The organism is Roseomonas sp. CECT 9278 (genome assembly GCF_918698155.1).
Lineage (GTDB): Bacteria > Pseudomonadota > Alphaproteobacteria > Acetobacterales > Acetobacteraceae > Neoroseomonas.
In genome coordinates this window covers 45,675-70,872 of record NZ_CAKKLX010000009.1, presented here as the reverse complement: position 1 = coordinate 70,872, position 25,198 = coordinate 45,675, and the positions used below count along the sequence as shown (strand labels likewise).

Annotated in this window: 17 protein-coding genes; 8 read left to right on the top strand and 9 right to left on the bottom strand. The window is 72.8% G+C overall.

The annotated features are described in order from the left end of the window. The first annotated feature begins 4 nt into the window (after positions 1–4). Positions 5–3,094: an efflux RND transporter permease subunit gene (locus tag LQ222_RS08460; RefSeq protein WP_230165754.1), complete on the top strand. Its 3,090-nt coding sequence runs from the start codon at positions 5–7 to the stop codon at positions 3,092–3,094. Between the two features lie 160 nt (positions 3,095–3,254). Here the strand turns inward: LQ222_RS08460 and LQ222_RS08455 are convergent, their stop codons facing one another. After that, positions 3,255–4,664 carry a hypothetical protein gene (locus LQ222_RS08455; RefSeq protein WP_230165753.1) on the bottom strand — a complete coding sequence of 470 codons (1,410 nt, stop codon included), beginning with the start codon at positions 4,662–4,664 and terminating at the stop codon, positions 3,255–3,257. A 270-nt stretch (positions 4,665–4,934) separates the two neighbouring features. On the opposite strand from LQ222_RS08455, the gene purH reads away from it, so the two are divergent. The 6 genes from purH (at position 4,935) to LQ222_RS08425 (ending at position 12,499) form a co-directional block, all read left to right on the top strand. Continuing rightward, positions 4,935–6,512 carry a bifunctional phosphoribosylaminoimidazolecarboxamide formyltransferase/IMP cyclohydrolase gene (gene purH, locus LQ222_RS08450; RefSeq protein ID WP_230165752.1) on the top strand — a complete coding sequence of 526 codons (1,578 nt, stop codon included), beginning with the start codon at positions 4,935–4,937 and terminating at the stop codon, positions 6,510–6,512. A gap of 168 nt (positions 6,513–6,680) precedes the next feature. Beyond that, entirely contained in the window at positions 6,681–7,289 is a 609-nt protein-coding gene (locus LQ222_RS08445) for a carbonic anhydrase (protein WP_230165751.1), read from the top strand. A gap of 139 nt (positions 7,290–7,428) precedes the next feature. Beyond that, the gene (locus LQ222_RS08440) at positions 7,429–8,649 is read left to right on the top strand and encodes a DNA recombination protein RmuC (protein ID WP_230165750.1); all 1,221 of its coding nucleotides are present in this window, start codon (positions 7,429–7,431) and stop codon (positions 8,647–8,649) included. Further along, on the top strand, positions 8,649–9,899 hold the full coding sequence (locus tag LQ222_RS08435) for a NupC/NupG family nucleoside CNT transporter (RefSeq protein ID WP_230165749.1): 1,251 nt from the start codon (positions 8,649–8,651) through the stop codon (positions 9,897–9,899). Before LQ222_RS08440 ends, LQ222_RS08435 begins: the two co-directional genes overlap by 1 nt. Positions 9,900–9,935: 36 nt before the next feature. Further along, positions 9,936–11,267, top strand: a complete 1,332-nt coding sequence (locus LQ222_RS08430; protein ID WP_230165747.1) for an aspartate aminotransferase family protein — start codon at positions 9,936–9,938, stop codon at positions 11,265–11,267. A 62-nt stretch (positions 11,268–11,329) separates the two neighbouring features. Next, complete coding sequence (locus LQ222_RS08425; RefSeq protein ID WP_230165746.1) at positions 11,330–12,499, top strand: M20 aminoacylase family protein; 1,170 nt, start codon at positions 11,330–11,332, stop codon at positions 12,497–12,499. Between the two features lie 285 nt (positions 12,500–12,784). Here the strand turns inward: LQ222_RS08425 and addA are convergent, their stop codons facing one another. From addA to tsaE, 6 genes are read right to left on the bottom strand one after another with little or no spacing between them, the layout of a single operon-like run. Beyond that, complete coding sequence (gene addA, locus LQ222_RS08420; RefSeq protein WP_230165745.1) at positions 12,785–16,255, bottom strand: double-strand break repair helicase AddA; 3,471 nt, start codon at positions 16,253–16,255, stop codon at positions 12,785–12,787. After that, a complete protein-coding gene (gene addB / locus LQ222_RS08415) occupies positions 16,252–19,281 on the bottom strand; it encodes a double-strand break repair protein AddB (protein ID WP_230165744.1) in 3,030 nt (1,009 codons plus the stop codon). Before addB ends, addA begins: the two co-directional genes overlap by 4 nt. A 25-nt stretch (positions 19,282–19,306) precedes the next feature. Beyond that, positions 19,307–19,930 carry an OmpA family protein gene (locus LQ222_RS08410; RefSeq protein WP_230165743.1) on the bottom strand — a complete coding sequence of 208 codons (624 nt, stop codon included), beginning with the start codon at positions 19,928–19,930 and terminating at the stop codon, positions 19,307–19,309. Next, entirely contained in the window at positions 19,930–20,658 is a 729-nt protein-coding gene (locus tag LQ222_RS08405) for a nucleotidyltransferase family protein (protein ID WP_230165742.1), read from the bottom strand. Before LQ222_RS08405 ends, LQ222_RS08410 begins: the two co-directional genes overlap by 1 nt. Continuing rightward, the gene (locus LQ222_RS08400; RefSeq protein WP_230165741.1) at positions 20,655–21,644 is read right to left on the bottom strand and encodes an aminoglycoside phosphotransferase family protein; all 990 of its coding nucleotides are present in this window, start codon (positions 21,642–21,644) and stop codon (positions 20,655–20,657) included. The genes LQ222_RS08405 and LQ222_RS08400 overlap by 4 nt, the downstream gene beginning before the upstream one ends. Continuing rightward, positions 21,641–22,099: a tRNA (adenosine(37)-N6)-threonylcarbamoyltransferase complex ATPase subunit type 1 TsaE gene (tsaE, locus tag LQ222_RS08395; protein WP_230165740.1), complete on the bottom strand. Its 459-nt coding sequence runs from the start codon at positions 22,097–22,099 to the stop codon at positions 21,641–21,643. Before tsaE ends, LQ222_RS08400 begins: the two co-directional genes overlap by 4 nt. Before the next feature lie 80 nt (positions 22,100–22,179). Here tsaE and LQ222_RS08390 point away from each other — a divergent pair, with 80 nt between their 5' ends. Beyond that, positions 22,180–23,193 carry an NAD(P)/FAD-dependent oxidoreductase gene (locus LQ222_RS08390; protein ID WP_230165738.1) on the top strand — a complete coding sequence of 338 codons (1,014 nt, stop codon included), beginning with the start codon at positions 22,180–22,182 and terminating at the stop codon, positions 23,191–23,193. Between the two features lie 28 nt (positions 23,194–23,221). On the opposite strand, the gene LQ222_RS08385 is transcribed toward LQ222_RS08390, so the two are convergent. Together LQ222_RS08385 and LQ222_RS08380 are read right to left on the bottom strand one after the other, a co-directional pair. Continuing rightward, entirely contained in the window at positions 23,222–24,166 is a 945-nt protein-coding gene (locus tag LQ222_RS08385) for a tripartite tricarboxylate transporter substrate binding protein (RefSeq protein ID WP_230165736.1), read from the bottom strand. Between the two features lie 304 nt (positions 24,167–24,470). Next, positions 24,471–25,031: a hypothetical protein gene (locus tag LQ222_RS08380; RefSeq protein ID WP_230165734.1), complete on the bottom strand. Its 561-nt coding sequence runs from the start codon at positions 25,029–25,031 to the stop codon at positions 24,471–24,473. Between the last annotated feature and the right edge of the window lie 167 nt (positions 25,032–25,198).

Below are 25,198 nucleotides of genomic sequence, written 5' to 3'. Positions count from 1 at the left end.
CGCCGTGTCGATCTCCGCCCCCTTCATCGCGCGGCCGATCGGCACGACGCTGCTGGCGATCGGCCTCGCGCTCGCGGGGATCGTGGCGTACTTCAACCTGGCGGTCGCGCCGCTGCCGCGCGTCGATTTCCCGACAATCGCGGTCAGCGCCAGCCAGCCGGGCGCCGATCCCACCATCATGGCGTCGTCCGTCGCCGCACCGCTTGAACGGCGGCTGGGCGAGATCCCCGGCGTGACCGAGCTGACCTCGACCTCCAGCCTCGGCAGCACGACGGTGATCGTGCAGTTCGACCTGTCGCGCTCGATCGCCTCGGCGGCGCGCGACGTGCAGGCGGCGATCAACGCGGCGGGGCCGGACCTGCCCTCGGGGCTGACGGCACCGCCCTCCTTCCGACGGCTCAACCCGGCCGATGCGCCGGTGCTGATCCTGGCGCTGACCTCCGACACGGTCGCGCCCGGCGTGATCTACGACGCGGCGGACAGCCTGCTGGCGCCGCGCATCGCGCAGGTGCCGGGCACCGCGCAGGTCAGCCTTTCGGGCGCCGAGCAACCGGCCATCCGCGTCTCGGTGGACCCCGCGGCGGCGGCGGCCGCCGGCGTCTCCTTCGAGCAGATCCGCACGGCCATTGCGCGCGCCAATGTCACCCAGGCGACCGGCTTCATCGACGGGCCGGACCAGTCGGCGACCATCGCGGTCAACGACCGGCTCGCCACGCCGGAGGAATTCGGCGCCATCATCGTGCGCCGGCAGGGCGATGCGCTGGTGCGGCTGGACGGCGTCGCGCGCGTCGACCAGGGCCCGCGCGACCGCCGCCAGGCCGGCCTGTACAACGGCCGTCCCGCGGTGATCGTGACCATCTTCAAGCAGGCCGACGCCAATGTGCTGGAGGTGGTGGACGGCATCAACGCGCTGCTGCCCGACCTCCAGCGCTGGATGCCCGCGGGCATCGACGTGACCGTCATGCGCGACCGCTCGCTGACCATCCGCGCCAGCGTGAAGGAGGTCGAGCACGCGCTCATCATCTCCATCATCCTGGTGGTGCTGGTGGTGGCGCTGTTCCTGCGGCAGCCCTCGGCGATCCTGGCCGCCAGCGTCGCGGTGCCGCTCTCGCTGCTGGGCACGCTCGGGTGCATGTGGCTGGCGGGCTTCTCGCTCAACAACTTCACGCTGATGGCGCTGACCATCTCGGTCGGCTTCGTCATCGACGACGCCATCGTGATGATCGAGAACATGGCCCGCTTCACCGACCGCGGCCTGCGGCCGATGCAGGCGGCGCTGGAAGGCGCGCGGCAGATCGGCTTCACCGTCGTCTCGATCAGCCTGTCGCTGATCGCGGTCTTCATCCCGCTGCTGTTCATGTCCGGCATCGTCGGTCGCATGCTGCGCGAATTCGCCGCCACCTTGTCGATCGCGGTGGCGATCTCGGCACTGATCTCGCTGACCGTGACACCCATGGTGGCGGCGCACCTGGCGCGCAGCGCACCGCGCCCACCGGGGCTGCTGGGCCGCGGCTTCGAACGCGCGATGGCCGCGCTGACCGCTGGCTACCTGCGGTCGCTGGCGGTCGCGCTGCGCTGGCGGCGAGTCATGCTGGTGGTCACCATCGGGCTGATCGGCGTGACGGTGTGGCTCTATACCGTGGTGCCGCGCGGCTTCATGCCGGACCAGGATAGCGGGCTGATCTTCGGCAGCGTGCAGGCGCAGCCCGACACCTCCTTCCAGCAGATGACGATCTACCAACGCCTGGTGATGGACGTGATCCGCGCCGATCCGGCGGTCGAGAACGTCTCCGCCTCGATCGGCGGCGGCGGCTTCTTCGGCAGCGCGTCCAATGTGCGGCTGCAGGTCTCGCTGGTGCCCGAAGCGCAGCGCCCCGGGGTGAAGGCCAACGACGTCATCAACCGGCTGCGCCGTCCGCTCGCGGCGGTCTCGGGCGTGCAGACCTTCATGCGCCCGGTCTCGGACATCGTCATCGGCGGGCGGCAGGGCAATTCATCCTACCAGTACGTGCTGCTCAGCCCGAACCTCGACGACCTGTTCACCTGGAGCGAGGCGCTGGTGCGCCAGCTGCGCACGGTGCCGCAGGTGACCGACATTTCCTCCGACCAGCAGCGCACCGGGCTGGTCAGCCGCCTCATCATCGACCGCGACGCGGCGGCGCGCCTGGGGGTCTCGGTCGCCGCCTTCGGCACCGCGTTGAACAATGCCTTCTCGCAGCGGCAGGTCTCGACCATCTACCGCAGCCGCAACCAGTACCGCGTGATCCTGGAAGTCGATCCGGCGCTGACGCAGGCGCCCGAGGATCTCGACCGCATCTTCCTACCCGGCCGCGACGGGCCCGTGCCGCTCGGTGCGGTCGCACGGCTGGAACGCGGCATCTCGCCGCGATCGATCACCCACCAGGGCCTGTTCCCGGCGGCGACGATCAGCTTCAACCTGGCCGAGGGCGTCTCGCTCGGCGAGGCCTCGACGGCCATCGAGAAGGCGGCGCTCGACATCCAGATGCCGGCCACCATCCGCGGCGAATTCGCCGGCAATGCGCGCACCTTCCAGAACTTCCAGGCCGGCTTGCCGCTGCTGATCCTGGCGGCGGTGCTGGCGATCTACATCGTGCTCGGCGTGCTGTACGAAAGCCTGGTGCACCCCATCACCATCCTCTCGACGCTGCCCACGGCGGGGATCGGCGCGCTGGTCGCGCTGCTCGTCACCGGCCTGTCCTTCACCCTGATCGCGCTGATCGGCGTGATCCTGCTGATGGGCATCGTGAAGAAGAACGCGATCATGATGGTGGACTTCGCCATCGAGCATCGCCGCGACCACGGCGCCAGCGCGCATGACGCGATCCTGCTCGCCTGCCGCGAACGCTTCCGGCCGATCCTGATGACCACCCTGGCCGCGCTGTTCGGCGCCATCCCGCTGGTGCTGGCCACCGGCCCCGGGGCCGAGCTGCGCGCACCGCTGGGCATCACGATCATCGGCGGGATGATCCTGTCGCAGGTGCTGACGCTCTACACCACGCCCGTGGTCTACCTGGCGCTGGACCGGTTGGCGCCGGCGGCGGCGGGGCGCTGGCGGCGCGTGGCGCTGCCATAGAGGGTCCGGGCGCATCGGCCAGCGCGGCCGGCGACCCCCGCCTGCGCGCGCTGTTCGTGCAAGTCGGGGGACCCGCCCGCCGTACCGCTGCGCGCCGCGGGAACTGCTGCCGCAGCCGCTTTCACGCGGCAGGATGACATCACCCGATCCGGGCGCCGCCCTACTCGCCCGGCAGGTCGCCGGTGAACCAGGCCTCCGCGCGGTCCATGCCGACCGGCCCTTCCGCCAATACATGCATCGCCTGGGCGCCGCGCAGCAGCGCCGGGCGATCGAGCGCCAGGCTCAGCAGCCGCCCAGCCGCCGACAGCCGCACCACGTCGCCATCCGCGCGCAGCACCACCACGCTGCGCCGTCGGTCGCGTTCGCGCAGCGCCACGCGCCAGGCCCCGCCGGGCAGGGCCGAGACGCGCAGCGGCTGCGCGCCATCCCGCAGGTCCGGGTCCAGGGCCGCGCGGAGCGTCGGCATCCTGTCGAGCAGAGGCTGCGGCGCCGCCGCCAGTTGCCAGGCCGGCGGCGCCGCGGACTGGCCGAGCGCCTCGTGCGCGGCGGGGCGGAACGCCTGTTCCGCCGCGGCCGCGCGGAACCGCTCCAGGAAGCCGGCCGGCAGTTCCGGGCTGAAGGCCAACGCCACGCCGCCACCCGGCGCGCCGACCACCCGCGTATCCGCCAACGCGCGCCCCAGCGCAGCGCGTTCGTCACGTGACAGCGCATGGCGGGCGCGGATGGCTTCCGCCAGGGCGACGATCTCCTCTGCGCGGCGGCTCCGGAGCCAGGCCACGCCGCGCTCCCGGGCCAGCGCCAGCACCGCGTCCAGCGCCGGCGCCGTGTGGTAGGCCAGCGCCGGCGCCAGCACGATCCGCCCCTCCCGACCCAGCGTCCCGCGGCGAAAATTCGCCACCACCGCGATCTGGCGCAGGTTCGCGATCTCCCGCAGCACGGCGGCGGGGTTGGCGACCGGCGCACCGCGCAGGAATTCCAGCGCGGCGATGGCATCGGCGAAGACCTCGAAGCCGTGCCGGCTGTCGCCGATCAGCGGTCCCGACCCGGCCAGCGCCAGCTGCGACAGCGTCGAGACCCGCAGCGACCGGTCCCGGCAATGACCGATCTCGTGGTCCAGCGTGAAGCGGTCCAGCGCAGCGTCGTCGAGGTGGCGGACCGCGATGCGCGCGGGATCCGGGGCGCCCTGCGCGCCGGCATGCCGCACCCCGGCCATCAGCGCCGCCGCCGCGGGGGCGCCCAGCGCCGAGGCCGGACCACCGATGGTGACGCGGCAGAAGCCGCCGTTGCGCGCCGCCCAGGCCTCGAAGGTGTCGTCGGGAAGGCCGGTATCCTCGCCGGGGGCGATGCGCCGCGCATCGGCCTGCTGGGCGCCGAACCAGGCGGCATCGGCAAGCAGCGATGGCTCGACCCCGCGCCCGAAGCCGGCGGCGCCCAGGCGCAGGTCGCGGATCTCGACGCGCAGCCCGACCAGGCGCGACGCCGCGTGGTCGGTCAGGTGCAGGGCTGCGCGCGGCGGGGGCTCGGCCGCGGCGGGCAGGGCAAGCAGCAGCAGGGCGGGCAGCAGGCGCATCGGCCGCAGCATCGCGGGACGGAGGCTGCCAAACCGTTAGGGCGGATGCCGACCGGGTGCCGCCATCGGTTCGGGCGACGACGCTCGTGACACTGCGGCGCTGGCGGGGTTGGCGCGCGGAACCGGCCCTGGATCGGGATCGAGCGACGCGCAGCGCCCGGCATGCGCCACCCGCCCGCTTCCCCGGGACGGCAGCCCGGGCGGTCCCCGGCGCCCCGGTCGCCGCGCCCGCGATGGACGTCCCGCCCGCCCGGGTCTAATGCGCCGGCCATGAGCGACATCCTCCCCATCCGCCGCGCCCTGCTCTCGGTTTCCGACAAGGCGGGGCTGGTCGAATTCGGCCGCTTCCTCGCCGCAGGCGGCGTCGAGATCCTGTCCACCGGCGGCACCGCCCGCACGCTGCGCGAGGCCGGCGTCCCGGTGAAGGACGTGTCCGAGCACACCGGCTTCCCCGAGATCCTGGACGGGCGGGTCAAGACCCTGGTCCCGCAGGTCCATGGCGGGCTGCTCGGCCGGCGCGACCTGGCGGAACACCTGGCGCAGATGGAGCAGCATGGGCTGGCGCCGATCGACCTGGTGGCGGTGAATCTCTATCCCTTCGAGGCGACCGTCGCCGCCGGCGCATCCTTCGATGACTGCATCGAGAACATCGACATCGGCGGGCCGGCGATGATCCGCTCCGCCGCCAAGAACCACGCCGGTGTCGCGGTGCTGACGGAACCCGCGCATTTCGAACAGGTGCAGGCCGAGATCGCAGCGCAGGGCGGCACCACTCTCGCGACGCGCCGGCGGCTCGCCGCTGCGGCCTATGCGCGCACGGCGGCGTATGACGCCGCGATCTCGGGCTGGTTCGCGCGGCAGGAAGGCCAGGATTTCCCGCCGCGGCTGTCGCTGCCGGGCGCGCTGCGCCAGGGCCTGCGCTATGGCGAGAATCCGCACCAGAACGCCGCTTTCTATGTCGACGGCACGAACCGCCCGGGCATCGCGACGGCGACGCAGGTGCAGGGCAAGGAGCTGTCGTACAACAACCTGAACGACACCGACGCCGCCTATGAATGCGTGGCGGAGTTCGACCGGCCCGCCATCGTCATCGTGAAGCACGCCAACCCCTGCGGCGTGGCCGTCGCGGGCGACCTGGCCGGCGCCTGGGATACGGCGCTGCTGTGCGACCCGGTCTCGGCCTTCGGCGGCATCGTCGCGGCCAACCGCAGGCTGGATGCCGCGGCGGCCGAAAAGATCACCGCCATCTTCACCGAGGTGGTCATCGCCCCCGATGCGGATGACGCGGCGAAGGCGATCTTCGCGCGCAAGAAGAACCTGCGCCTGCTGCTGACCGGCGGCCTGCCGGACGCCACCGCACCAGGGCTGGCGTTCAAATCCGTCGCGGGCGGGTTCCTCGCGCAGTCGCGCGATGCGGGTCGCGTCACCGAGGAGAGGCTGAAGGTGGTGACGCAGCGCGCGCCCACCGCGCAGGAGATGGCCGACCTGATCTTCGCCTTCCGCGTGTGCAAGCACGTGAAGTCGAACGCCATCGTCTATGCCAAGGGCCTGGCGACGGTGGGCATCGGCGCGGGGCAGATGAACCGTGTCGAAAGCAGCCGCATCGCCGCCTGGAAGTCCGAGGCCGCGGCCAAGGCGGCAGGCATCGGGCGCCCGCTGGCGGAGGGCTCGGTGGTGGCCTCCGACGCCTTCTTCCCCTTCGCGGATGGGCTGGAGACGGCGGCGGCGGCCGGCGCCACGGCGGTGATCCAGCCCGGCGGATCGATGCGCGATGCCGAGGTGATCGCGGCGGCCGACAAGGCCGGCCTCGCGATGGTGTTCACCGGCATGCGGCATTTCAGGCACTGATCATGGCCGGGAGTGGTTGGCTGCCCTCAGGCGCCGGGCGCCGGCATCCGCCGGCTTGGCTTGCGCGCCACGCACTGGCGCGCCCGGTGTGGCTGGCGGTCCGGGCACGGTCGCGCCTTGCGCTCCAGGATCGTGCCGCCGTGCGACCTGCAGGATAGGAGCTTCGGCATGGACGAACTGATCGCCGGCTATCGCCGCTTCCGCGCCGAGACCTGGCCGCGCGAACGCGCGCGCTTCGAGGAACTCGCCGCGCAGGGGCAGCGCCCGCACACCATGGTGATCGCCTGTTCCGACAGCCGGGTCGATCCGCAGATGATCTTCTCCGCCGGGCCGGGCGAGCTGTTCGTGCTGCGCAACGTCGCCAACCTGGTCCCGCCCTACATGCCCGATGCGCTGTTCCACGGCACCAGCGCGGCGGTGGAATTCGCCGTGCGGGTGCTGAAGGTCGACCGCATCGTGGTGATGGGCCATGCGCTGTGCGGCGGCATCCGCGCCGTGCTGGAAGGCGTCCCGCCGGAGGCGGCGGATTTCGTCGCAGGCTGGATCCGCATCGCCGGGCGCGCGCGCGAAGTGGCGCTACGCTGCGATGTGCCGGAGCAGCGCCAGGAGGTCGCGGAGCACGAGGCGGTGCGCATCTCGCTTGCCAACCTGATGACCTTTCCCTGGGTCATCGAGGCGGTGGCGGAGGGCCGGCTCACCCTGCATGGCGCACATTTCGGCGTGGCGACCGGGCGGCTGGTGCTGGTGCCGGCAGCGGGACCGGCGGCGGCTGCCTGAACACCGCCCGCGACGCTTGCCTGAACACCGCCCGCGACGCTTGCCTGAACACCGCCCGCGGTGATGCCTTGGTGACCCTCGCGCCCCGCCCGCGGCGGTGCGAGACTTGGCCGCCCGACCCCGATTCGCCCGGAGACGCATGGACGACCGGCTCATCCTCGGCCTTCTGCCGCCCGACGCCGCGCTGCCGATGGCGATCCTGGTCGCGGCCGTACTGCTGGTGCTCGCCATCCTGCTGCGCCGGCCGGCGCCGGACCCCGTGCTGGGGCAGATCCTCGGGCGCGTCGATGCGGTGGCCGCGGCGCAGGACCGCCAGGCCGACCGGGTCGCCGCACTGGAAGGCGACATCGCCGAGCGCGTGAACGCCGTGGTGCTCGACCAGACACGCGTGCTGAGCGAGGCCGTGAAGGAGCAGGTGGCGCGCATCTCGGCGCAGGAAGCCGCACTCGCGGACCGCATGACAGGCGCGGAGAAATCGCTCACCGAGGCGATCAAGGCGCAGAACGAGAGCCTGACGCTCGCGCTGTCGGGCCAGACCGAACGCGTGACGCAGTCGCTCGGCGCGACGACCACCGAGATCCGCGAACGACTCGCGGTGATCGACGCCGCGCGCGGGAACATCGAGGCCCTGGGCGCGCAGGTCGGCACGCTGTCCTCCATCCTGGGCAACAAGCAGGCCCGCGGCGCCTTCGGGGAGGCGCAGATGGAGCAGATCATCGCCGACCGCCTGCCGGCCGAGGCCTATGCGCTGCAGGCCACGCTGTCGAACGGCAAGCGCGCCGACTGCCTGATCCATCTGCCGAACCCGCCCGGCCCCATCGCGATCGATTCCAAGTTCCCGCTCGAATCCTGGCTGGCCCTGCGCGAGGCGCCCGATGATGCGACGCGCGCCGCGGCATTGAAGCGCCTGGCGGCCGATGTGCAGAAGCACGTGAAGGACGTGGCCGAGCGCTACATCATCCCCGGCGAGACGGCCGATGGCGCGCTGATCTTCGTGCCTTCCGAAGCCATCTACGCGGAGCTGCACACCAGCCTGGTGCCGGTGGTGAGCGATGCGACGCGGCGCGGCGTGTACATCGTCTCGCCGACCACGCTGTGGGCCGTGCTCGGCACCATGCGCGCGTTGCTGCGCGACGTGCGGCTGCGGCAGGAGGCCGGAAAGATCCGCCGGGAGCTCGACCGGCTGCTGGCCGATGTCGGACGGCTCGATGACCGCACCGAGAGCCTGCGCCGCCATTTCGGCCAGGCCCAGAAGGACATCGACATGATCGAGACCTCCTCCGCCGCCATCAAGCGTGGCGGGCAGCGCCTGGCCGATCTCGAGATGGACGAACCCGAGCCGCCCAAGGTGCTGCCCTGATGAACACGCTGCAGATTCAATCCGCCGCCGGGCTGCTGCTGCTGGCGGCGCTGGCCTGGGCGCTGGGCGGGTTCCGGCGCGGCGTGTCGTGGCGCGTGGTGGTGGCGGGGCTGGCGTTGCAGCTGCTGCTCGCCGCGGTGCTGTTGAACGTGCCGCTGGCGCGCGCGGCCTTCGCACTGATCGGCGATGGCGTGAATGCGCTCGCCACCGCCACCAAGGCCGGCACCGCGCTGGTCTTCGGCTACCTGGGCGGCGGGCCGCTGCCGTTCCAGGAACCTTTCCCAGGTGCGTCCTTCATCCTGTTCTTCCAGGCACTGCCGCTGGTGCTGGTGGTCGGTGCGCTGTCCTCAGTGCTGTATCATTGGGGCATCCTGCCCGCGATCGTGCGGGTCATGGCGCGCGCGCTCGGCTGGCTGTTCGGCCTGGGCGGCGCGGCCGGCTTCGGCGTGGCGGCGAACGTGTTCGTGGGCATGGTCGAGGCCCCGCTGATGATCCGCGCCTGGCTGGCGCGGCTGACGCGATCGGAACTGTTTGTCGTGATGACGGCCGGCCTCGCCACCATCAGCGGCAATACGCTGGTCGTCTATGCGCTGCTCATCGCGCCGGTGGTGCCGGATGCGGCGGGGCAGTTGCTGACGGCGTCGCTGGTCTCGGCGCCGGCGGCGATCCTGGTGGCGCTGCTGATGATGCCGCCCGCGCCGGGCGAGGTGGCGACGGCGGGCGACGAGGGCATTCCGGAGAAGCTCTACGATTCCTCGATGGATGCGCTGGTGCGCGGCACGCAGGACGGGCTGAACCTGCTGCTCGGGATCATGGCGTCGCTGATCGTCTTCGTGGCGATCGTCGCGCTGGTGAACCTGGCGCTGGAGCCACTGACCGGTTTCACCTTGCAGCGCGCGATGGGGTGGGTGTTGTGGCCGGTGGCCTGGGCCATGGGCGTGCCGGCGGCGGAGGCGGCGACGGTCGGGGCCTCGCTCGGCACCAAGATGATCGTCAACGAATTCGTGTCCTACCTGGAGCTGGCGCAGTCCGGCGGCGCCGGGCTGTCCGATCGCTCGCGGCTGATCCTGACCTATGCGCTGTGCGGCTTCACCAACCTGGGCGCGGTCGGGATCATGGTGGGCGGCATGTCGGCGATGTGCCCGGAGCGGCGGACCGACATCGTGAAGCTGGGGCTGCCGTCGCTGGTGTCCGGCACGATCGCCTGCTGCATGACCGGCGCGGTGGTGGGCGTGCTGACAGCGCCCTGACGCCGGTGCAGGATGGCGGGCGAAGGAGCCCTCTCCATGACCCACATCGTCCACCGCAACCTGCGCGAGGCCCCGCCCGTCGCCGTCTCCGGCCGCGGCATCTGGCTGCGGGACGCATCGGGCCATGAGGTGATCGATGGCTCCGGCGGTGCCGCCGTCGCCTGCCTCGGCCACGGCCATCCGCATGTGATCCAGGCCATGAAGGACCAGATCGACCGGCTCTGCTATGCCCACACAGCGCTGTTCAGCGCCGGCAGCGCCGAACAGCTCGCGGACATGCTGGTCGGCCACGCGCCGGGCGGCCTGACCCACGCGTATTTCGTGTCGTCGGGATCCGAGGGCATGGAGGCCGCGCTCAAGATCGCGCGCCAATGGGCGCTGGAAGCCGGGCAGCCGCAGCGCACGAAGTTCATCGCGCGGCGCCAGTCCTATCACGGCAATACGCTCGGTGCGCTGGCCGCGGGCGGCAACGCGATGCGCCGCGCGCCCTATGCGCCGATCCTGTCGGACGCCTTCAGCCATGTCTCGCCCTGCTTCGCCTATCGCGACCGGCGCGATGGCGAGACCGATGCCGACTACGTCGCGCGCCTGGCCGCGGAACTCGAAGCCGAATTCCAGCGCCTCGGCCCGCAGAACGTGATCGCCTTCTGCGCGGAAACGGTCGTCGGCGCGACACTCGGCTGCGCCACCGCGCTGCCCGGCTACTTCCCGGCCATGAAGGCGGTGTGCGACCGCCACGGCGCGCTGCTGATCCTCGATGAAGTCATGTCCGGCATGGGCCGCACCGGCACGCTGCACGCCTGGGAACAGGAAGGCGTGTCGCCCGACATCCAGGTCATCGCCAAGGGCCTGGGCGGCGGCTACCAGCCGATCGGCGGCATCCTGGTGCATGGCCGCGTGATCGACGCGCTGACGAAGGGTTCCGGCACCTTCAAGCATGGCCATACCTACCAGGCGCATCCGGTCGCCTGCGCGGCGGCGCTGGCGGTGCAGGAGGTCATCCGCGACGAGAAGCTGCTCGACAACGTGACCGCCATGGGCGCGCTGCTGGAACAGGGGCTGGTCGAACGCCTCGGCAACCACGCGAAGGTCGGCGACATCCGCGGCCGTGGCCTGTTCTGGGCTGTGGAGCTGGTGACTGACCGCGCCGCGAAATCCACCTTCGACCCGGCGCTGGCGGTCAACGAACGCGTCAAGAAGGAAGCCTTCGCGCGCGGCCTGGCCTGCTACCCGATGGGCGGCACCATCGACGGCAAGCATGGCGACCACGTCATCCTGGCCCCGCCCTACGTCACCAACGCCGCCGAGATCGCGATGATCGTCGAGCGCTTCGGCGATGCGGTGGACGCCGCGGTCGCCGGCTTGTGACGCGCCGCACGCACGCCGGCTGAAATCACGCTACGCTCACCTGACCGAACGGGGACACGACCTTGCCGATCTACAACCGCATCGCCGATTTCCAGCCCGAGCTCGCGGCCACGCGCCGCGACATCCACGCGCATCCGGAGATGGGGTTCCAGGAACACCGCACCTCGGAGCTGGTGGCGCAGCAACTGGCGGCCTGGGGGATCGAGGTGCATCGCGGCATCGCCGGCACCGGCCTGGTCGGCGTGCTCCGCAGCGGTTCCTCGAAGCGCAGCATCGGCCTGCGCGCCGACATGGACTGCCTGCCCATGCAGGAAGCCAACGACATGCCGCACCGGTCCACCACGCCCGGCCAGATGCATGCCTGCGGCCATGACGGGCACACCACCATGCTGCTGGGTGCCGCGCGCTACCTGGCCGAGACGAAGAACTTCGACGGCACCGTCCACTTCATTTTCCAGCCGGCGGAGGAAGGCGGCGGCGGCGGCCGCGTGATGGTGGAAGAAGGCCTTTTCGACCGCTTCCCCACCGACCAGGTCTATGCCCTGCACAACGACCCGGAACTGCCCCTGGGCGAGGCGCGCATCACCGCCGGCCCGGTGCTGGCCGCCGCCGACCGCATCAGCATCACCATCCATGGCAAGGGCGGCCATGCCTCGCGCCCGCAGATCTGCATCGACCCCGTGCTGGTCGGCGCGCAGATCGTGGTGGCGGCGCAGTCCATCGTCTCGCGATCGATGGACCCGATCGACACCGCGGTGGTCAGCCTGTGCCAGTTCCACGCCGGTTCGGCCGGCAATGTCATCCCCGAGATCGCCGAGCTCAACGGTACCGTGCGCACCTTCCGGACCGAGGTGCAGGACATGGTGGAAGCGCGCCTCGGCACCATCGTGAAGGCCATCGCGGAAGCGCATGGCGCGCGTGCGGAACTCGCCTTCACGCGCGGCTATCCGCCCACCATCAACCACGAGGCCGAAACGCTGCGCGCGCAGGCCGCCGCGGCAGCGGTGCTTGGGGATACGCGCATCCACCGCAACGCGCCCCCGCGCATGGGGGCGGAGGATTTCTCCTACATGCTGCAGAAGTGCCCGGGCGCCTTCATCGGCATCGGCCAGGGCGATGGCGGGCGGCATACGGTCGGCCTGCACAATCCGCGCTTCGACTTCAACGACGACCTGATCCCGCTCGGCGCCTCGGTCTTCGCCAGGCTCGTGGAGCAAGAGCTCGCTCGCTGAGTCGTTTTGCGCCCTCAAGCGCCGGGCGCCGCCTCTGGCGGCTTGGCTTGCGCGCCACGCACTGGCGCGCCTGGCATCGCTGACGGTCTGGGCGCGGTCGCGCTTTGCGCTCCCGGATCGTGCAGCCGCACGATCCGCATTTTGCGCCCTCGGGTGCCGGGCGCCGGCCTGCGCCGCCCTGGCTTTCACGCCACGCACTGGCGCACTGCGCGCGACTGACGGTCCGGGCGCTGTCGCGCCGTGCGCTCCCGGATCGCGCCGTCGCGCGATCAGATTCTGGCGCAATCACGGCGCCGGCGCGTGCCGGTCCAGCAATGCGTCCGGCAACGCCATGACCCTCGCGCCATAGGTCCAGACCAGCGCGCATTCCACCCGCCGGCCGGGAAACGCCGCACGCAGCAGCGCGCGATACGCCGCCATCTGCCGCAGATACAGCGGCGCCACCGCCGCCACATCCATCGGCGGCGGCCGGTTGGTCTTGTAGTCCAGCACCAGCACGCGACCGGGCTCCACCAGCAACCGGTCCACCTGGCCGGCAATCAGCCGCCCGCCGACGCGCCCGGCCAGCGGCGCCTCCGCCAGGCTGCCGGGGCCGAGCGCCGCCGCGACCAGCGGGGCTTCCAGCAGCGCGGTCACCTCGTGCAGCACCGCCGACTGCTCCGCCGCATCCAGCCCATGCCCCGGCCGCGCCAGGTAGCGCCGCGCGACATCCGCGCGCATCGCGGGCGCGTGGTCCGGCAGGTGCTGCAACAACGCATGCACCAATCGGCCGCGACGGAAGCGCAGGCCGCGCGGATCGTCGGAGGGTCGCGGCGGCGCGGCGGGCGTCTCCTCCTCGCCGGGCAAGGCCGACGGCGCCACCGCCCCTTCCGGCGTCTCGACCCGCGCCGGCACACGCGCCCAGCCAGGCAACGCGGTCGCGGCAGCCGCGACCCGTGGCGGGTCCTCGATGCGCGGCGGCGCGGTCTGCGGCGCTTCCAGCCGGTGCACGACGGCGTCGGCCGGGAACATCTCCTCCGGCCCGCCGAAGGGGTCCGCCTGCGCGCCGTCCAGTCGAGAGAAGCCCTGTTCGACCAGTCGATACCAGCAGCCGCCCGGCACTGCGCGCCGCCCCTGCCAGCCGCAGACCACCAGGCGATCCTCCGCGCGCGTCAGCGCCACATACAGCAGCCGGTGCTGCTCGCGCGCCTCGGCATCCTTGTCGTCCTGGCGGCGGTCGGACAGCGCGGTGGCGGCGAAGCCCTTCTGCTTCGGCGCCCAGGCCGGCAGGTCGTCCTCGATCCAGCGCAGCGCGGCGCGGTCGGGCGGGTCGCCGGTGGTGTCGGGCAGGATGACGATCGGCGCCTGCAGGCCCTTGGCGCCATGCACGGTCATGATGCGCACGGCGTCGCCCACGCCTTCCGCCTCGCGCTTCACCTCCGCACCGCCCTGCCGCAGGCGGTGCACGAAGCCCTGCAGGGACGGCGGATGCGCGCGCTCATGCTCCAGCGCGGCGTTCAGGAACTCGTCCATCGGATCCGCCGCATCGGGGCCGAGCCGGGCGAGCATCCGCGCCCGCCCGGCGCGCGCGTCGATCGGCCCCGGCCCGCCCAGCACGTCGGCGAACAGCGCATGCGGCGTCGCGAAATCGGCGCGCGCCATCTGCTGCGCGATCCAGTCCGCCACGCGGCCAAGGCGCGTCTCGGCGCCACGATGCGCCGACAGCGCACCCCACAGCGACCCCTGCCGTGGCTGCGCCAGCGCGTAGACCTCGTCCTCGTCCAGCCCGACCAGCGGGGACTTCAGCAGCGCGGCAAGCGTGAGGTCGTCCTCCGGCAGCAGCATCACATCGGCCAGCGCCAGCAGGTCCTGCACGGCGATCTGCTCGGCCAGCACCATGCGGTCCACGCCGCCAACCGGAATGCGGAGGTCCTTCAGCGCCCGCACCAGCGCCGCCAGGAAGCCGCCGCGCGCGCGGGATCGCAGCAGCACCAGGATATCCCCCGGCCGCACCGGCCGCCCCTCCGGCTGGTCCGCGCCGCGCTCGACGCGCGCGGGCAGCGTCTCGTGGTCCAGCATGAAGCGGATGCGCTGCGCGAGCAGCCCGGCCAGGCGCGGCGCCGCACCTTCGCCATCCACCGGCGCATCGGGCGGGGCCCAGGGTGGCGGGGCCTCGGCCGCGCCGACCTCCAGCAGCGGCCACAATTCCACGCTGCCGGCGTGGCCGGCGCGATCGGCGTAATGGCGCAGCGGCGCCTCGCCCTGGACCACGCCCTCGCGCGCCTCGCCGCCGGCAAACACGGCATCGACCAGCGCCAGCACCGGCGCGGTGGACCGGAACGACACGTCGAGCGGCACCGGGCGGAAATCCAGCCCGGCGCGTGGCACGACATCGCCGTAATGCGCGCGCTCCCGCGCGAAGCCCTCGGCATCGGCGCCCTGGAAGCCGTAGATCGACTGCTTGACGTCGCCCACCGCGAAGACGGTGCGGCCCTGCTCGCGCGCACCCTCGCCGGCGAAGAACTCGCCGGTCAGCGCGCGCACGATGCCCCATTGGTCGGGGTTGGAATCCTGCGCCTCGTCCAGCAGAACATGATCGAGCCCGCCATCCAGCTTGAACAGCACCCAGGCGCTGCCCGGATCCTCCAGCAGGCGCTCGGCACCACGGATCAGGTCGTCGTAGTCGAGCATGCCGGCGCGCGCCTTGGCGGCCTCGTAGCGGCGCAGGACCGGCGTGCCGATCGCCAGCAGCGCCATGGTGGCGGCCAGCACGCGGGCGGCGGCGCGGGCCTGCTCGGCCGCCTGCACGCGCTCCGCCTCCGCCGTCAGCGTGTCCTGGATGAAGGGCGCGTCGGCGCCGGCCTTCTGCGTCGCGAACCTCTTGCGCGGCTCGTTCTTTTCGGTGAGCAGCAGGCCGCGCCACCCCTCCCAATGCGCTGCGCGCGCGGTGGCATCGCGCGCCAGCCAGGCGGCGATCTCAGTGCCACGCGCCTGGTCGTTGGCGTTGCCGCTGGCGCGCAGCAGCGCACCGGCGCGCGGCACCGACGCACCCACGCCCGTACAGGCCGCATCCAGCACCGCATCCTCGGTGGCCTCGCCCGGCAGCAAGCCCAGCGCATGCGCCAGCGCGCCCTCGAACCCCGCCAGCCCCTGGCGCGCATCCACCGCGCGCAGCAGCCGCCCGCGCGTCGCCGCCAGCGTCCCGACCACCTCGGCAAATCGCGTCGGCGGCACCAGCCGCGCGAGGTGATCGAGCGCCGCGCGATCCGGCCTGCCGGCCAGCACCGCCTCGCGCTCGCGCGCCAGCATCGCGCGTGCATCCTGGTCCTCGACCACCGCGAATTGCGGTGCGAGCCCGGCTTCCAGCGGGAAGGCGCGCAGCAGCGACTGTGCAAAAGCATGGATGGTGGAAATCCGCATCCCGCCCGGCTGCTCCAGCACGCGCACGAACAGCGCGCGCGCCGCGGTACGCTCCGCGGCATCCGGCACGCGCCCGGTCAGCGCGCCCAGCGCGGCGTCCAGCGCCGCATCCTCCGCCGTCGCCCAGCCACCCAGGGCGCGCGCCAGGCGCGTCGCCATCTCGGCCGCCGCCGCCTTGGTGAAGGTCAGGCACAGGATGCGGCCGGGCTCGACACCCGCCAGCAACAGGCGCAGCACGCGGTCGGTCAGCAGCTTGGTCTTGCCCGACCCGGCCGACGCCTCCACCCAGGCCGAAGCCGCCGGGTCCGATGCGCGGGACTGCGCGTGTTCGGCGCGTTGGCGGGGCGACTCGCTCATGCCTCGCCCTCCCCGGCCGACCATTCGTCCACCCGCGCCAGGTGGTCGTAGTCGCCGCCCGCCGCGCTGCGCGACGGATGCGGGCGCGAGGCAAACGGCGCGTCACCCAGCAGCCAGCGCGCCGCGAGATGCTCCAGCCGCTCCTGCGCGATCGCCGCATAGTCCAGCGCGGTGGCGTCGATTTTCTTGACCTCGCCAGGCTGCTCGCCGCCGGTCAGGCGCCAGTAGATCAGGTCGCGCGCGACCCCCGGCGTGCCGCGGAAGGCACCCTGCCGCAGCAGCCAGGCCTCGATGGGCAGTTGCGGCGCGCCGCCATCGGCCAGCGCCGCTTCCTTCGGGACCGTGCCGGTCTTGTAGTCCACCACGCGCCACCCGCCGGAGGAGAGCTGGTCGAGCCGGTCGGCGCGTGCCTCGATCTCGACCTCGCCGCCCGGCAGCGACAGTGCGGCTTTGCCCTTGGTCTCGACATGGCAGGCGATCAGGCCGCCATCGCCGCGCAGCGCGGCTTCCTCGGCGATCACGAAGTCACCGATATTCGCCAGCCGCGGCGCCCAGAAGGCGAGGATGCCGGGCCGGTCGGCATGGACGCTCAGCGCCGCCTCGCTGGCGCGCGTCCAGGTCGCGCGCGCGGCCTCCTCGCCCGGCCAGGCCAGCGGCAGCGCGCGCAGGAAGCCCGCCATCGCGTCGTGCACCAGCGTGCCGTATTCGATGGCGCCGACATCCTCCTCCAGCGCCTTCAGCGGCTGCAGCCGCAACACGCGCTTCGCGTAGAAGGCGTAGGGGTCGGCGATCAGCAGCGCGGCATCGGAGACGGTCAGGCGCCGCGGCCGCAGCACCGCCGGCGGCGTGGGGGCCGGCCGCGCGCAGTGTGCCACCACGCCCGGCGCATCCAGCGCCGTCGCCCATCCCGCAGCGGTCGATGCCACGAGCGCCATCCCGCCCTGCCCCGCCAGGAAGGTGTCCAGCCGCACCATCCAGCGCGCCGGCACGCGCGGCGACCCGCCACGCCGCAGCGCCGATGACAGCACCGCCCCGCGCGCCGAAGCCGCGGCGAACAGGAAATCCGCCGCGACACGCCCGATGCGCGCCTCCGCTTCCGGCAGGCCGAAGGCGGCGCGCATCGGGCGGCTCATCCATGGGCCGGGTTCGGTCGCCTGCGGCCAGACGCTCTCCTCCAGCGCGCCGAGCACCACGCGGTCGAAGGATTGCAGCCGCGCTTCCAACAGGCCGAGCACCGCGATGCGCGGATGCGCCGCCGCCCCCCGCCCGCGCGAGGCGCGCAGCGACGGCGCGACCGGCCCGGCCAGCGCGCCCTCGAACAGGTCCGGCCAATCGGCGGGCGCGATCGGCGGCATGTGCGGCAGCGCGGAGGCAAGCGCATCGAGGTGGCGCGCCAGCGGTTCGCCTTCCTCCCCGGCATAGAGGCGCAGCCCGCCCGGCAGGTCGGGTGTCGCGGCCAGCGCCTCCGCCGCCGCCATATGCGCGGCGAGCAGGTCGGCGGGCGGGCGCGCCGGCGCATCGGGCAGCGTGTCGAAGCCCGCCAGCGCCGCTTCCAGCGCATCGAGCAGCGCCGTGACCGAGGCCGGCGCATCGCCTGCCGCCTTCACCGACGCGCGCAGGCCGGCCAGCCCGGCGGCCGGCCGCGGCCCGCGCAGCGCGATGCGTTCCAGCGCGCGCGCCGCCGCCAGCCATTCGTCCCGCGCCATGCCGCCCGCGCACAGCGGATGCTTCAGGACCGACAGCAGCGGCACCGGCGCGAAGCCCTCCGCCACCATGCGCGCCAGCAGGCGCAGGAAAGCAGCGGCAGGGGTCTCGGCGAGCGGCGCGCCGGCGCTGTCATCGGCGGTGATGCCATGGCGCGCGAGCTCGGCGCAGACGCGCCGCGCCAGGTCGCGGTCGGGCGTGATCAGCGCGGCGCGCGCGCCCTCGGTCTCCATCGCCTCGCGCAGCAGCAGCGCAATGGCGGCGGCTTCCTGCTGCGCATCGGCGGCGACCAGGCGCGTCAGCCCCTCACGCGCCGCATCCCAGCGTGCCGGGTCGCGCTGCGTCCAGGCAGCGAGCCCCGCCGCCGGCGCCAGCGCGCGGCCCAGCAGCACGGCACGATCCGGCGCGGCGCCGGCTGGCGAGGGTTCATGCCAGGCCAGCAGGTCGCTGCGCGACGCCCCCATCGCCGCGAGCAGCCGCGCCTGGCCCGCGAGCGGATGCGTAGGCGATGCGCGCACGGCCTCCCACAGCGCGTCGTCCATCGCTTCCGGCAGGCCCTGCAACACCACGGCACCCTGCGGCGCGCGCGCCAGCGTGCCCAGCAGCGCCGCCGCCGCCGGGATGGTGCCGCCGGCGCCGATGCCGGCCGCGATGGTCGGATGCGCCGGCGGTGCGTCGCGCCACGCCGCGGCCTGCGCCGCCAGGGCGCGCACGCGCCGCAGCCCGATATCGAGCAGCCCGCGGTCGTCGAGCCAGCCGTTCCAGTCGGTCGCGATTCCGCGCAGCACCGTGGTGGTGATCTGCCAATGCGCCGCGTGGCGGTCGGGCACCAGCGCATCGAGCCGCGCCAGCCAGCCCTGCGCGACCTCGCCCGGCGTCATCAGCGCCAAGGAATCGAGGTCGTGTTCCTCCAGCGCGATCTCGTCGAACAGCCGCGCCAATTCACCGGCCAGCAGCCAGGCCTGCTCAGGCGTGGCGGGGCCGCCGGCACGGCGCGGGATGCGCGCGGCCATCGCCGCCAGCACCGCCTGGCGCGTCAGCGGCTCGACCGCCGGCGCCAGGTCGAGCAGGTCGGGCAGCGCGAGTTCGTCGGCATCCTCGGTGGACAGGCCGGCGAGCGCACGCATGCGCGGCAGCAGCAGCGCGCGACCGGAGGCGGCGCGCAGAAAGGCCTCGCGCAGCGCACGCGCGGCGCGGCGCGTGGGCAGCAGGATGGTGGTGCGTGCCAGCGCGTCGGGCGCGGCATCCGACAGGCGCGCGAGCACGCCGGCGGCGAGGGTGTCGAGGAAGGGCGACGCGGGCGGGATGGCAAACAGGTTCATCGTGATCCCACCCGTCCTGGCCGTTTCATGGGCGGCGTCTTTGCCACACGTGCGGCGGCCACTGGTTTGCTGCTGGCGGAACGCCACCTCCGAGTATGGTGAAGCCGACCTCGCATTCCCAAGCGTTGTTGCGTCCGGCGTCGCCGACGCAGTTCTGACGCACGGATTCGGCCACGCGTTGCTGATAGTCGCGACGGCACGTGGAGCCCCACGCCGTCGGTGTGATTTCCACACGGCGATTGTGCATGGCATCCGTCTCTGACGCGCCGCTGATCAAGGGCTCCGTATCACCACGTCCGGCGACCCAGATGCGGTTCGGCGGGACGCCACGCTGAACGATCAGTTGGGCAACGGCTTCGGCGTTCCGAAGGTCGGACCCATCCGCATCGCGTGTATCCCGATGCCCCGCAACAAGCACGGAGCCGCCGTCCTGACGGAAGACCTCGACCACCTGATCGACAACACGGTCGGCCCGAGCGTCCGGCCCCGCATTCGTCACGAAGGCACCGATTCTCCCGCTGTGTCCGGCGCAGTGAGAATACACGGTGAATAGCCGTATAAGGTCGAACAGGTCGTCAGCGGCCCAAGCCCGCTGAGGCAGATGGAAGCCGACCAGGACGGCAAAGGCCACAGCCAGTCGCGCAACCATCAGAACAACGCCCGCACCAGCCCCGCCCGCAGCGTCTCCTCCGCGTATCGAAGGTCCTCCGGCGTCGAGAGGTGAAACCACACCCCATCATGCACCAGCCCGAACAGCCGCCCGTTCTCGACCGCGCGGTCATACAGCCGGTTCAGGCTGAAGGCCCCTGACGGCGCGCCCTCGAACAGCGCCGGCGAGAGGATCTGCACCCCCGCATAGAGATACGGCGCGATCTCGCGCTCCTTCGGCCGCCGCATCCGCCCGAGCGGATCCAGCAGGAAATCCCCCAACCCCACCGCGCCATCGACCTGCGTGGTGCGGACCATCAGCAGCAGCGCGTCCATCTGCGCGGGGTCGAAGGCCGCGGCCAGGCGCCGCAGCGCCGGGGTCGGCCCGTCCAGCCAAAAGGCGTCGCCATTCACCACCGCGAAGGGGGCATCGCCCAGCAGCGGCAGCGCGCGCGCCACGCCGCCGCCGGTCTCCAGCAATGCCTCCTCGCGCTGCAAGGCGACGCAGGGATGGTCCCGCAGCGACATCGCCTCCGCAACGCGGTCCGCCCGCCAATGCGCATTGACCACCGCCTGCGTCACGCCGGCCGCCGCCAGCCGATCCAGCGCATGGTCCAGCAGCGACCGCCCCCCCAGGTCGAGCATCGGCTTCGGCATGTCGTCCGTCAGTGGCCGCATCCGCGTTCCGAGGCCGGCGGCGAGCACCATGGCATGGGTCAGGTCGATCATGCGGGCTCCGTCACGGCAATGGGATTGCGGCGCAGGTCATGCGGGACGCGCGCATCGAGGAAATCGCGCAGCGGCCGGGTCGCGGGATGCGCCAGCGCCGCGTCCAGCAGGCGCCAGCAGCGCGGCCCGTGCACCAGGTAGCCAGGCTTCGCATCGCGCCGCGCAAGCCGCACCCACAGCGCCGCCACGCGCAGGTGCCGCTGCGCCGCGCAGGCCGCCATGGCCGCGTGGAAGCGGTCGCGATCGACGCCGCCGCGCGCATCGAGGTACCGCGCGATGGCGGCATCGCGCACCGCCGGCGCCACGTCGCGCCGCGCATCCTCGACCAGCGAGACCAGGTCGTAGGCCGGGCTGCCGCGCGCGGCGTCCTGGAAATCGAGCAACCCGGTGCGGCGCGGCCCTGCGCGACCGGAAAGCCGCATCAGGTTGGCCGGGAAGAAGTCGCGATGGACGAAGGCGCCATCCTGCGCGAAGGGCGCGACCATGGCGCCGATCGCGGCGTCCAGCGCGGCGCGCGTGTCGGCATCGGCCGGCGCGCCCATCGCCGCCGGCCACCACCAGTCGAGGAAGGTCGCCGCGGTGGCGCGCGCCATTTCCGCCCCGCCCCAGGCCGGCAGCGACGCCGGCGGCGGCGCTTCATGCAGCGCGGCCAGCGCCTCGGCGGCGTCGAGGTAGCAGGGCAGCGCCGCCTCACCGGCGTCCAGCAGCGCGGCATGCGTGGCGTCGCCGAAATCCTCGATCAGCAGCAGCCCGGCGGCGTCGTCGGTGGCGATGATGTCGGGCGCCGAGAGCCCGATGCCGGCGATGTGGCGTGCCACCGCGACGAAGGGGCGCACATCCTCGGGCGGCGGCGCATCCATCAGCAGTGCCGGGCGCGGCCCGCCGCGCAGCCGCGCGTAGCGGCGGTGCGAGGCATCGCCCGGCAGCCACTCCGCGCGCGCCGCACCGAAGCCGTGGTCGCCGAGGAAGGCGGCGACATCCCTCATGCGGCGAGCGCCCGAAGCCGCGCATCCCAGCCGGACAGGCGCGCATGTCGCGCATCCTCGGCGTCCAGCGGCGCCAGGGCGATCCGCAGCGCCTCGGGCGGCGCCAGCGCGCCCAGGCGGTCCGGCCATTCCACCAGCACGATCCCCTCCCGCGCCTCGTCCCAGCCGAGTTCGTCCAAGCCTGCCGGCCCGTCCAGCCGATACAGGTCGAAATGATGCGCCGGGCCGGCCGGCAGCTCGTAGGACTGCACCAGGGTGAAGGTCGGGCTCGGCACCTCCAGCGCCGGATCTCCCGCCGCCGCCCGCAGCACGGCGCGCGCCAGTTCGCTTTTGCCCGCCCCCAGCGGGCCTTCCAGCAGCACCGCGTCGCCCGCGCGCAACAGCGCCGCCAGCCGCGCCGCGAGGGCATGGGTGGCGGAAAGGTCGGGCAGTTCCAATGTCACGGTCGGGGGCATGGGGGGCCTGCCGGGGGGCGCCGGCTATGAACCTCGGGGCGTCCCGTCTATCACGCGGGGCAGGATTCGGGGGAGTGGCCATGACGGCCGTCATCGATACGGATGTGGCGATCATCGGCGCGGGGCCCGTGGGCCTGTTCGCGGTGTTCGAATGCGGCATGCTGCGGATGAAGTCGGTGGTGGTCGATGCGCTGGAAGCCGTGGGCGGGCAATGCACCGCGCTGTACCCGGAAAAGCCGATCTTCGACGTGCCGGCGCATCCCTCGATCGCCGGGGCCGACCTGATTGCGAAGCTGGAGGAACAGGCCGCGCCCTTCGCACCTACCTACCTGCTCGGCCGGCGCGTCGAACGGCTGATGAGCGAGGGCGGCGTGCTGACGCTGGGCACCAGCGCCGGCGACACCATCCGCTGCAAGGCGGTGATCATCGCCGCCGGTGCGGGCGCCTTCGGGCCGAACCGTCCGCCGCTCGATGGCCTGCCGGGCTACGAGGCCTCGGGCGCCGTGCGCTACCTGGTGGCGCGGCGCGAGGATTTCCGCGGCAAGCGCGTGGTGATCGCCGGCGGCGGAGATTCCGCGGTGGACTGGGCGCTGTCGCTGAAGGACATCGCGACCGTCACGGTCGTGCATCGCCGCCCGAAATTCCGCGCGGCACCCGAGACCGCCGCGCAGCTCGACGCCGCCGCCGCGCGCGGCGAGGTCGAGATGGCCATCCCCTACCAGCTGCACGGCCTGAAGGGCGATGGCGCGAAGCTGGACGCGGTCACCCTCGCCACGCTGAAGGGCGAGCAACGCGACATCCCCGCCGACCACCTGCTGGCCTTCTTCGGCCTGTCGATGGAACTGGGCCCGATCGCGGAATGGGGGCTGGGGCTCGACCGCAGCCACATCGCCGTGCAGCCGGCGACCTGCGCCACCAACATCGACGGCGTCTTCGCCATCGGCGACATCGCGACCTATCCGGGCAAGCTGAAGCTGATCCTGCAGGGCTTCAGCGAGGCCGCCATGACCGCGCACGCCATCCACCCCCGGGTGTTTCCGGGGGAGGCGCTGCACTTCGAATACTCGACGACGAAGGGCGTGCCCGCGGGTTGAGGGCCGGAGGGCTGCTCCGCCGCCGGCATCACCGCCTGACGCTGGCCCGCAGCCCGTCCAGCACGGCATCCATCGCCGCCTGGTAGCCAGGCCCGTCCAGGTAGCCCTCGAAGGTGCCGGTGCGGTCGAGAAAGCCGCGCCAGGCGGGTTCCTGCAAGGCGCGCCGGAAGCGGTCATGCAACGAGGCATAGATCTCGTCCGGCAATCCGGCCGGTGCGTTCAGGCCCTTCATGTTCTCGACCACCACGTTCCAGCCCTGCTCGCGCAGCGTCGGCACATCGGGCAGGACCGGGATGCGCTCCGCCGAGCAGACCGCCAGCGCGCGGATCTCGCCCGACTGGACCATCCCGCCGGTCTCCTCCGGCGCCAGCACCGCCAGGTCCACCGTGCCCGCCAGCAGCGCCTGCAAGGACGGCGCACCGCCCGAGAAGGGCACGTGCAGCATCTCGAACCCCGCCGCGGCCGAGAACAGCACGAAGACCGCATGGTAGATCGACCCGATGCCCGAGGAGGCGTGCGTGACGGACCCCGGCGAGGCCTTGGCAGCGGCGACCGCGGCGGCAAGGTCGGCGAAGCGCCCGCCGCGCTTCGCCACGATCAGCAGCGGCTGGCGCGTGATGCGCAGGATGGCGCGGAAGGACCGCTTCGGGTCGTAGGGCAGGTCGCGGAAGGCAGCGAGCGAGGTGCTCTCGGACCCGCCGCCGACCAGCAGGTTCAGCCCGTCCGGCGCCATGCCCGCGACCTGCTGCGCGGCGATCGCGCCGCCGGCGCCTGGGCGGTTGATCACCACCAGCGGCGTGGGGAAGAAGCGGCTCGCGGCCTCGGCCAGGGCGCGCGCCTGGAGGTCCGTGCCGCCCCCGGGCGGAAAGCCGGCGATCAGCTGGATCGGCCGCGCGGGCTCCCAGGCGCGGGCGACGGACGGCGCGGCAAGCAGCCCGGCGGCGCCCGCAAGGATGGTCCGGCGTGTGGTCATGACGTTTGCGCTCCCTGGCTTTGGCAGGAGGCTACGGTTCCGCGCGGCGGGGGGCCAGCCCCCCGGACACCCCGCTGGGAGGCAGCCGCCTCCCAGACCCGGGGTCAAATGGCCAGGATGGGGAGGAGGGGCATGGCGCGCCCGTCGCGCAGGTGCCGCCGACGAGCCCCTCCCCCATCCTGGCCATTCACTCTCTCCGCGGGTCCGAGGGCACATAGGCCCCCGGCGTCGGGACCCATCGCAGAAGCAGAGCATCTGCGATGGGAGCCCGCGAGGGTCCGGGCGGGCAAAGCCCTCCCGGCGCTCAGAACGGCCGGCCCGCCGCGGACTGCCCAAGCAGCGGCGCCACCGCGCCGGCCAGGTGCGTGAACAGCGCCTCGTCATCCGTGCCATGACGTTCGCAGGTGATCACGGCGGTCCAGACCACCCGGTTCGCGGCCCGGTCGCGCAGTTCCACCGTGCCGCTGACGCGCAGCACCGGCACGCGGCGGCCGCCGGCGCGCGGCACGTTCTGCACCCAGGACAGGTCGTCGCTGTCGCGGAAACTGCGGCCCTGCATGGTGTCGCCAAAGCCGCCGAAATTGTCGCCCTCGGCGCTCACGCCGCCACGCCATGACAGGATGAAGGGCGCATCCGCCGCGATGCGCCGGCCGTTGCCTTGCAGCGCGGCCACGATCGCACGGCGCAGCCGCTGTTCATTCGGCGACCCGCCGGCGCGGTCGGGCACCGTAATGGCGGCATCGCGCGGCACCGGCGCGAAGGCATTGGCGGAGATGCGGCCGGGACAGGCGGATTGCGCGAGTGCCGCCGGCGCGGCGAACGCCAGCAGCGCGACGGCAAGCGAGATGCGGGCAATGGCGGGCATGGCGTGTCCTCGCGGCGAATCGCGGCACGGTAGAGCAGCCCGGGAAGCATCACAAACCGCCGGTTTCCGCCAGCGCGCGGGAGGCGGCGACCCAGGAAGCGCCGATCCGGGCAGCCACCATCATCAGCGACTGAGAGCCGGCGGGGCGCTGCCCCTCCGGACCTCCC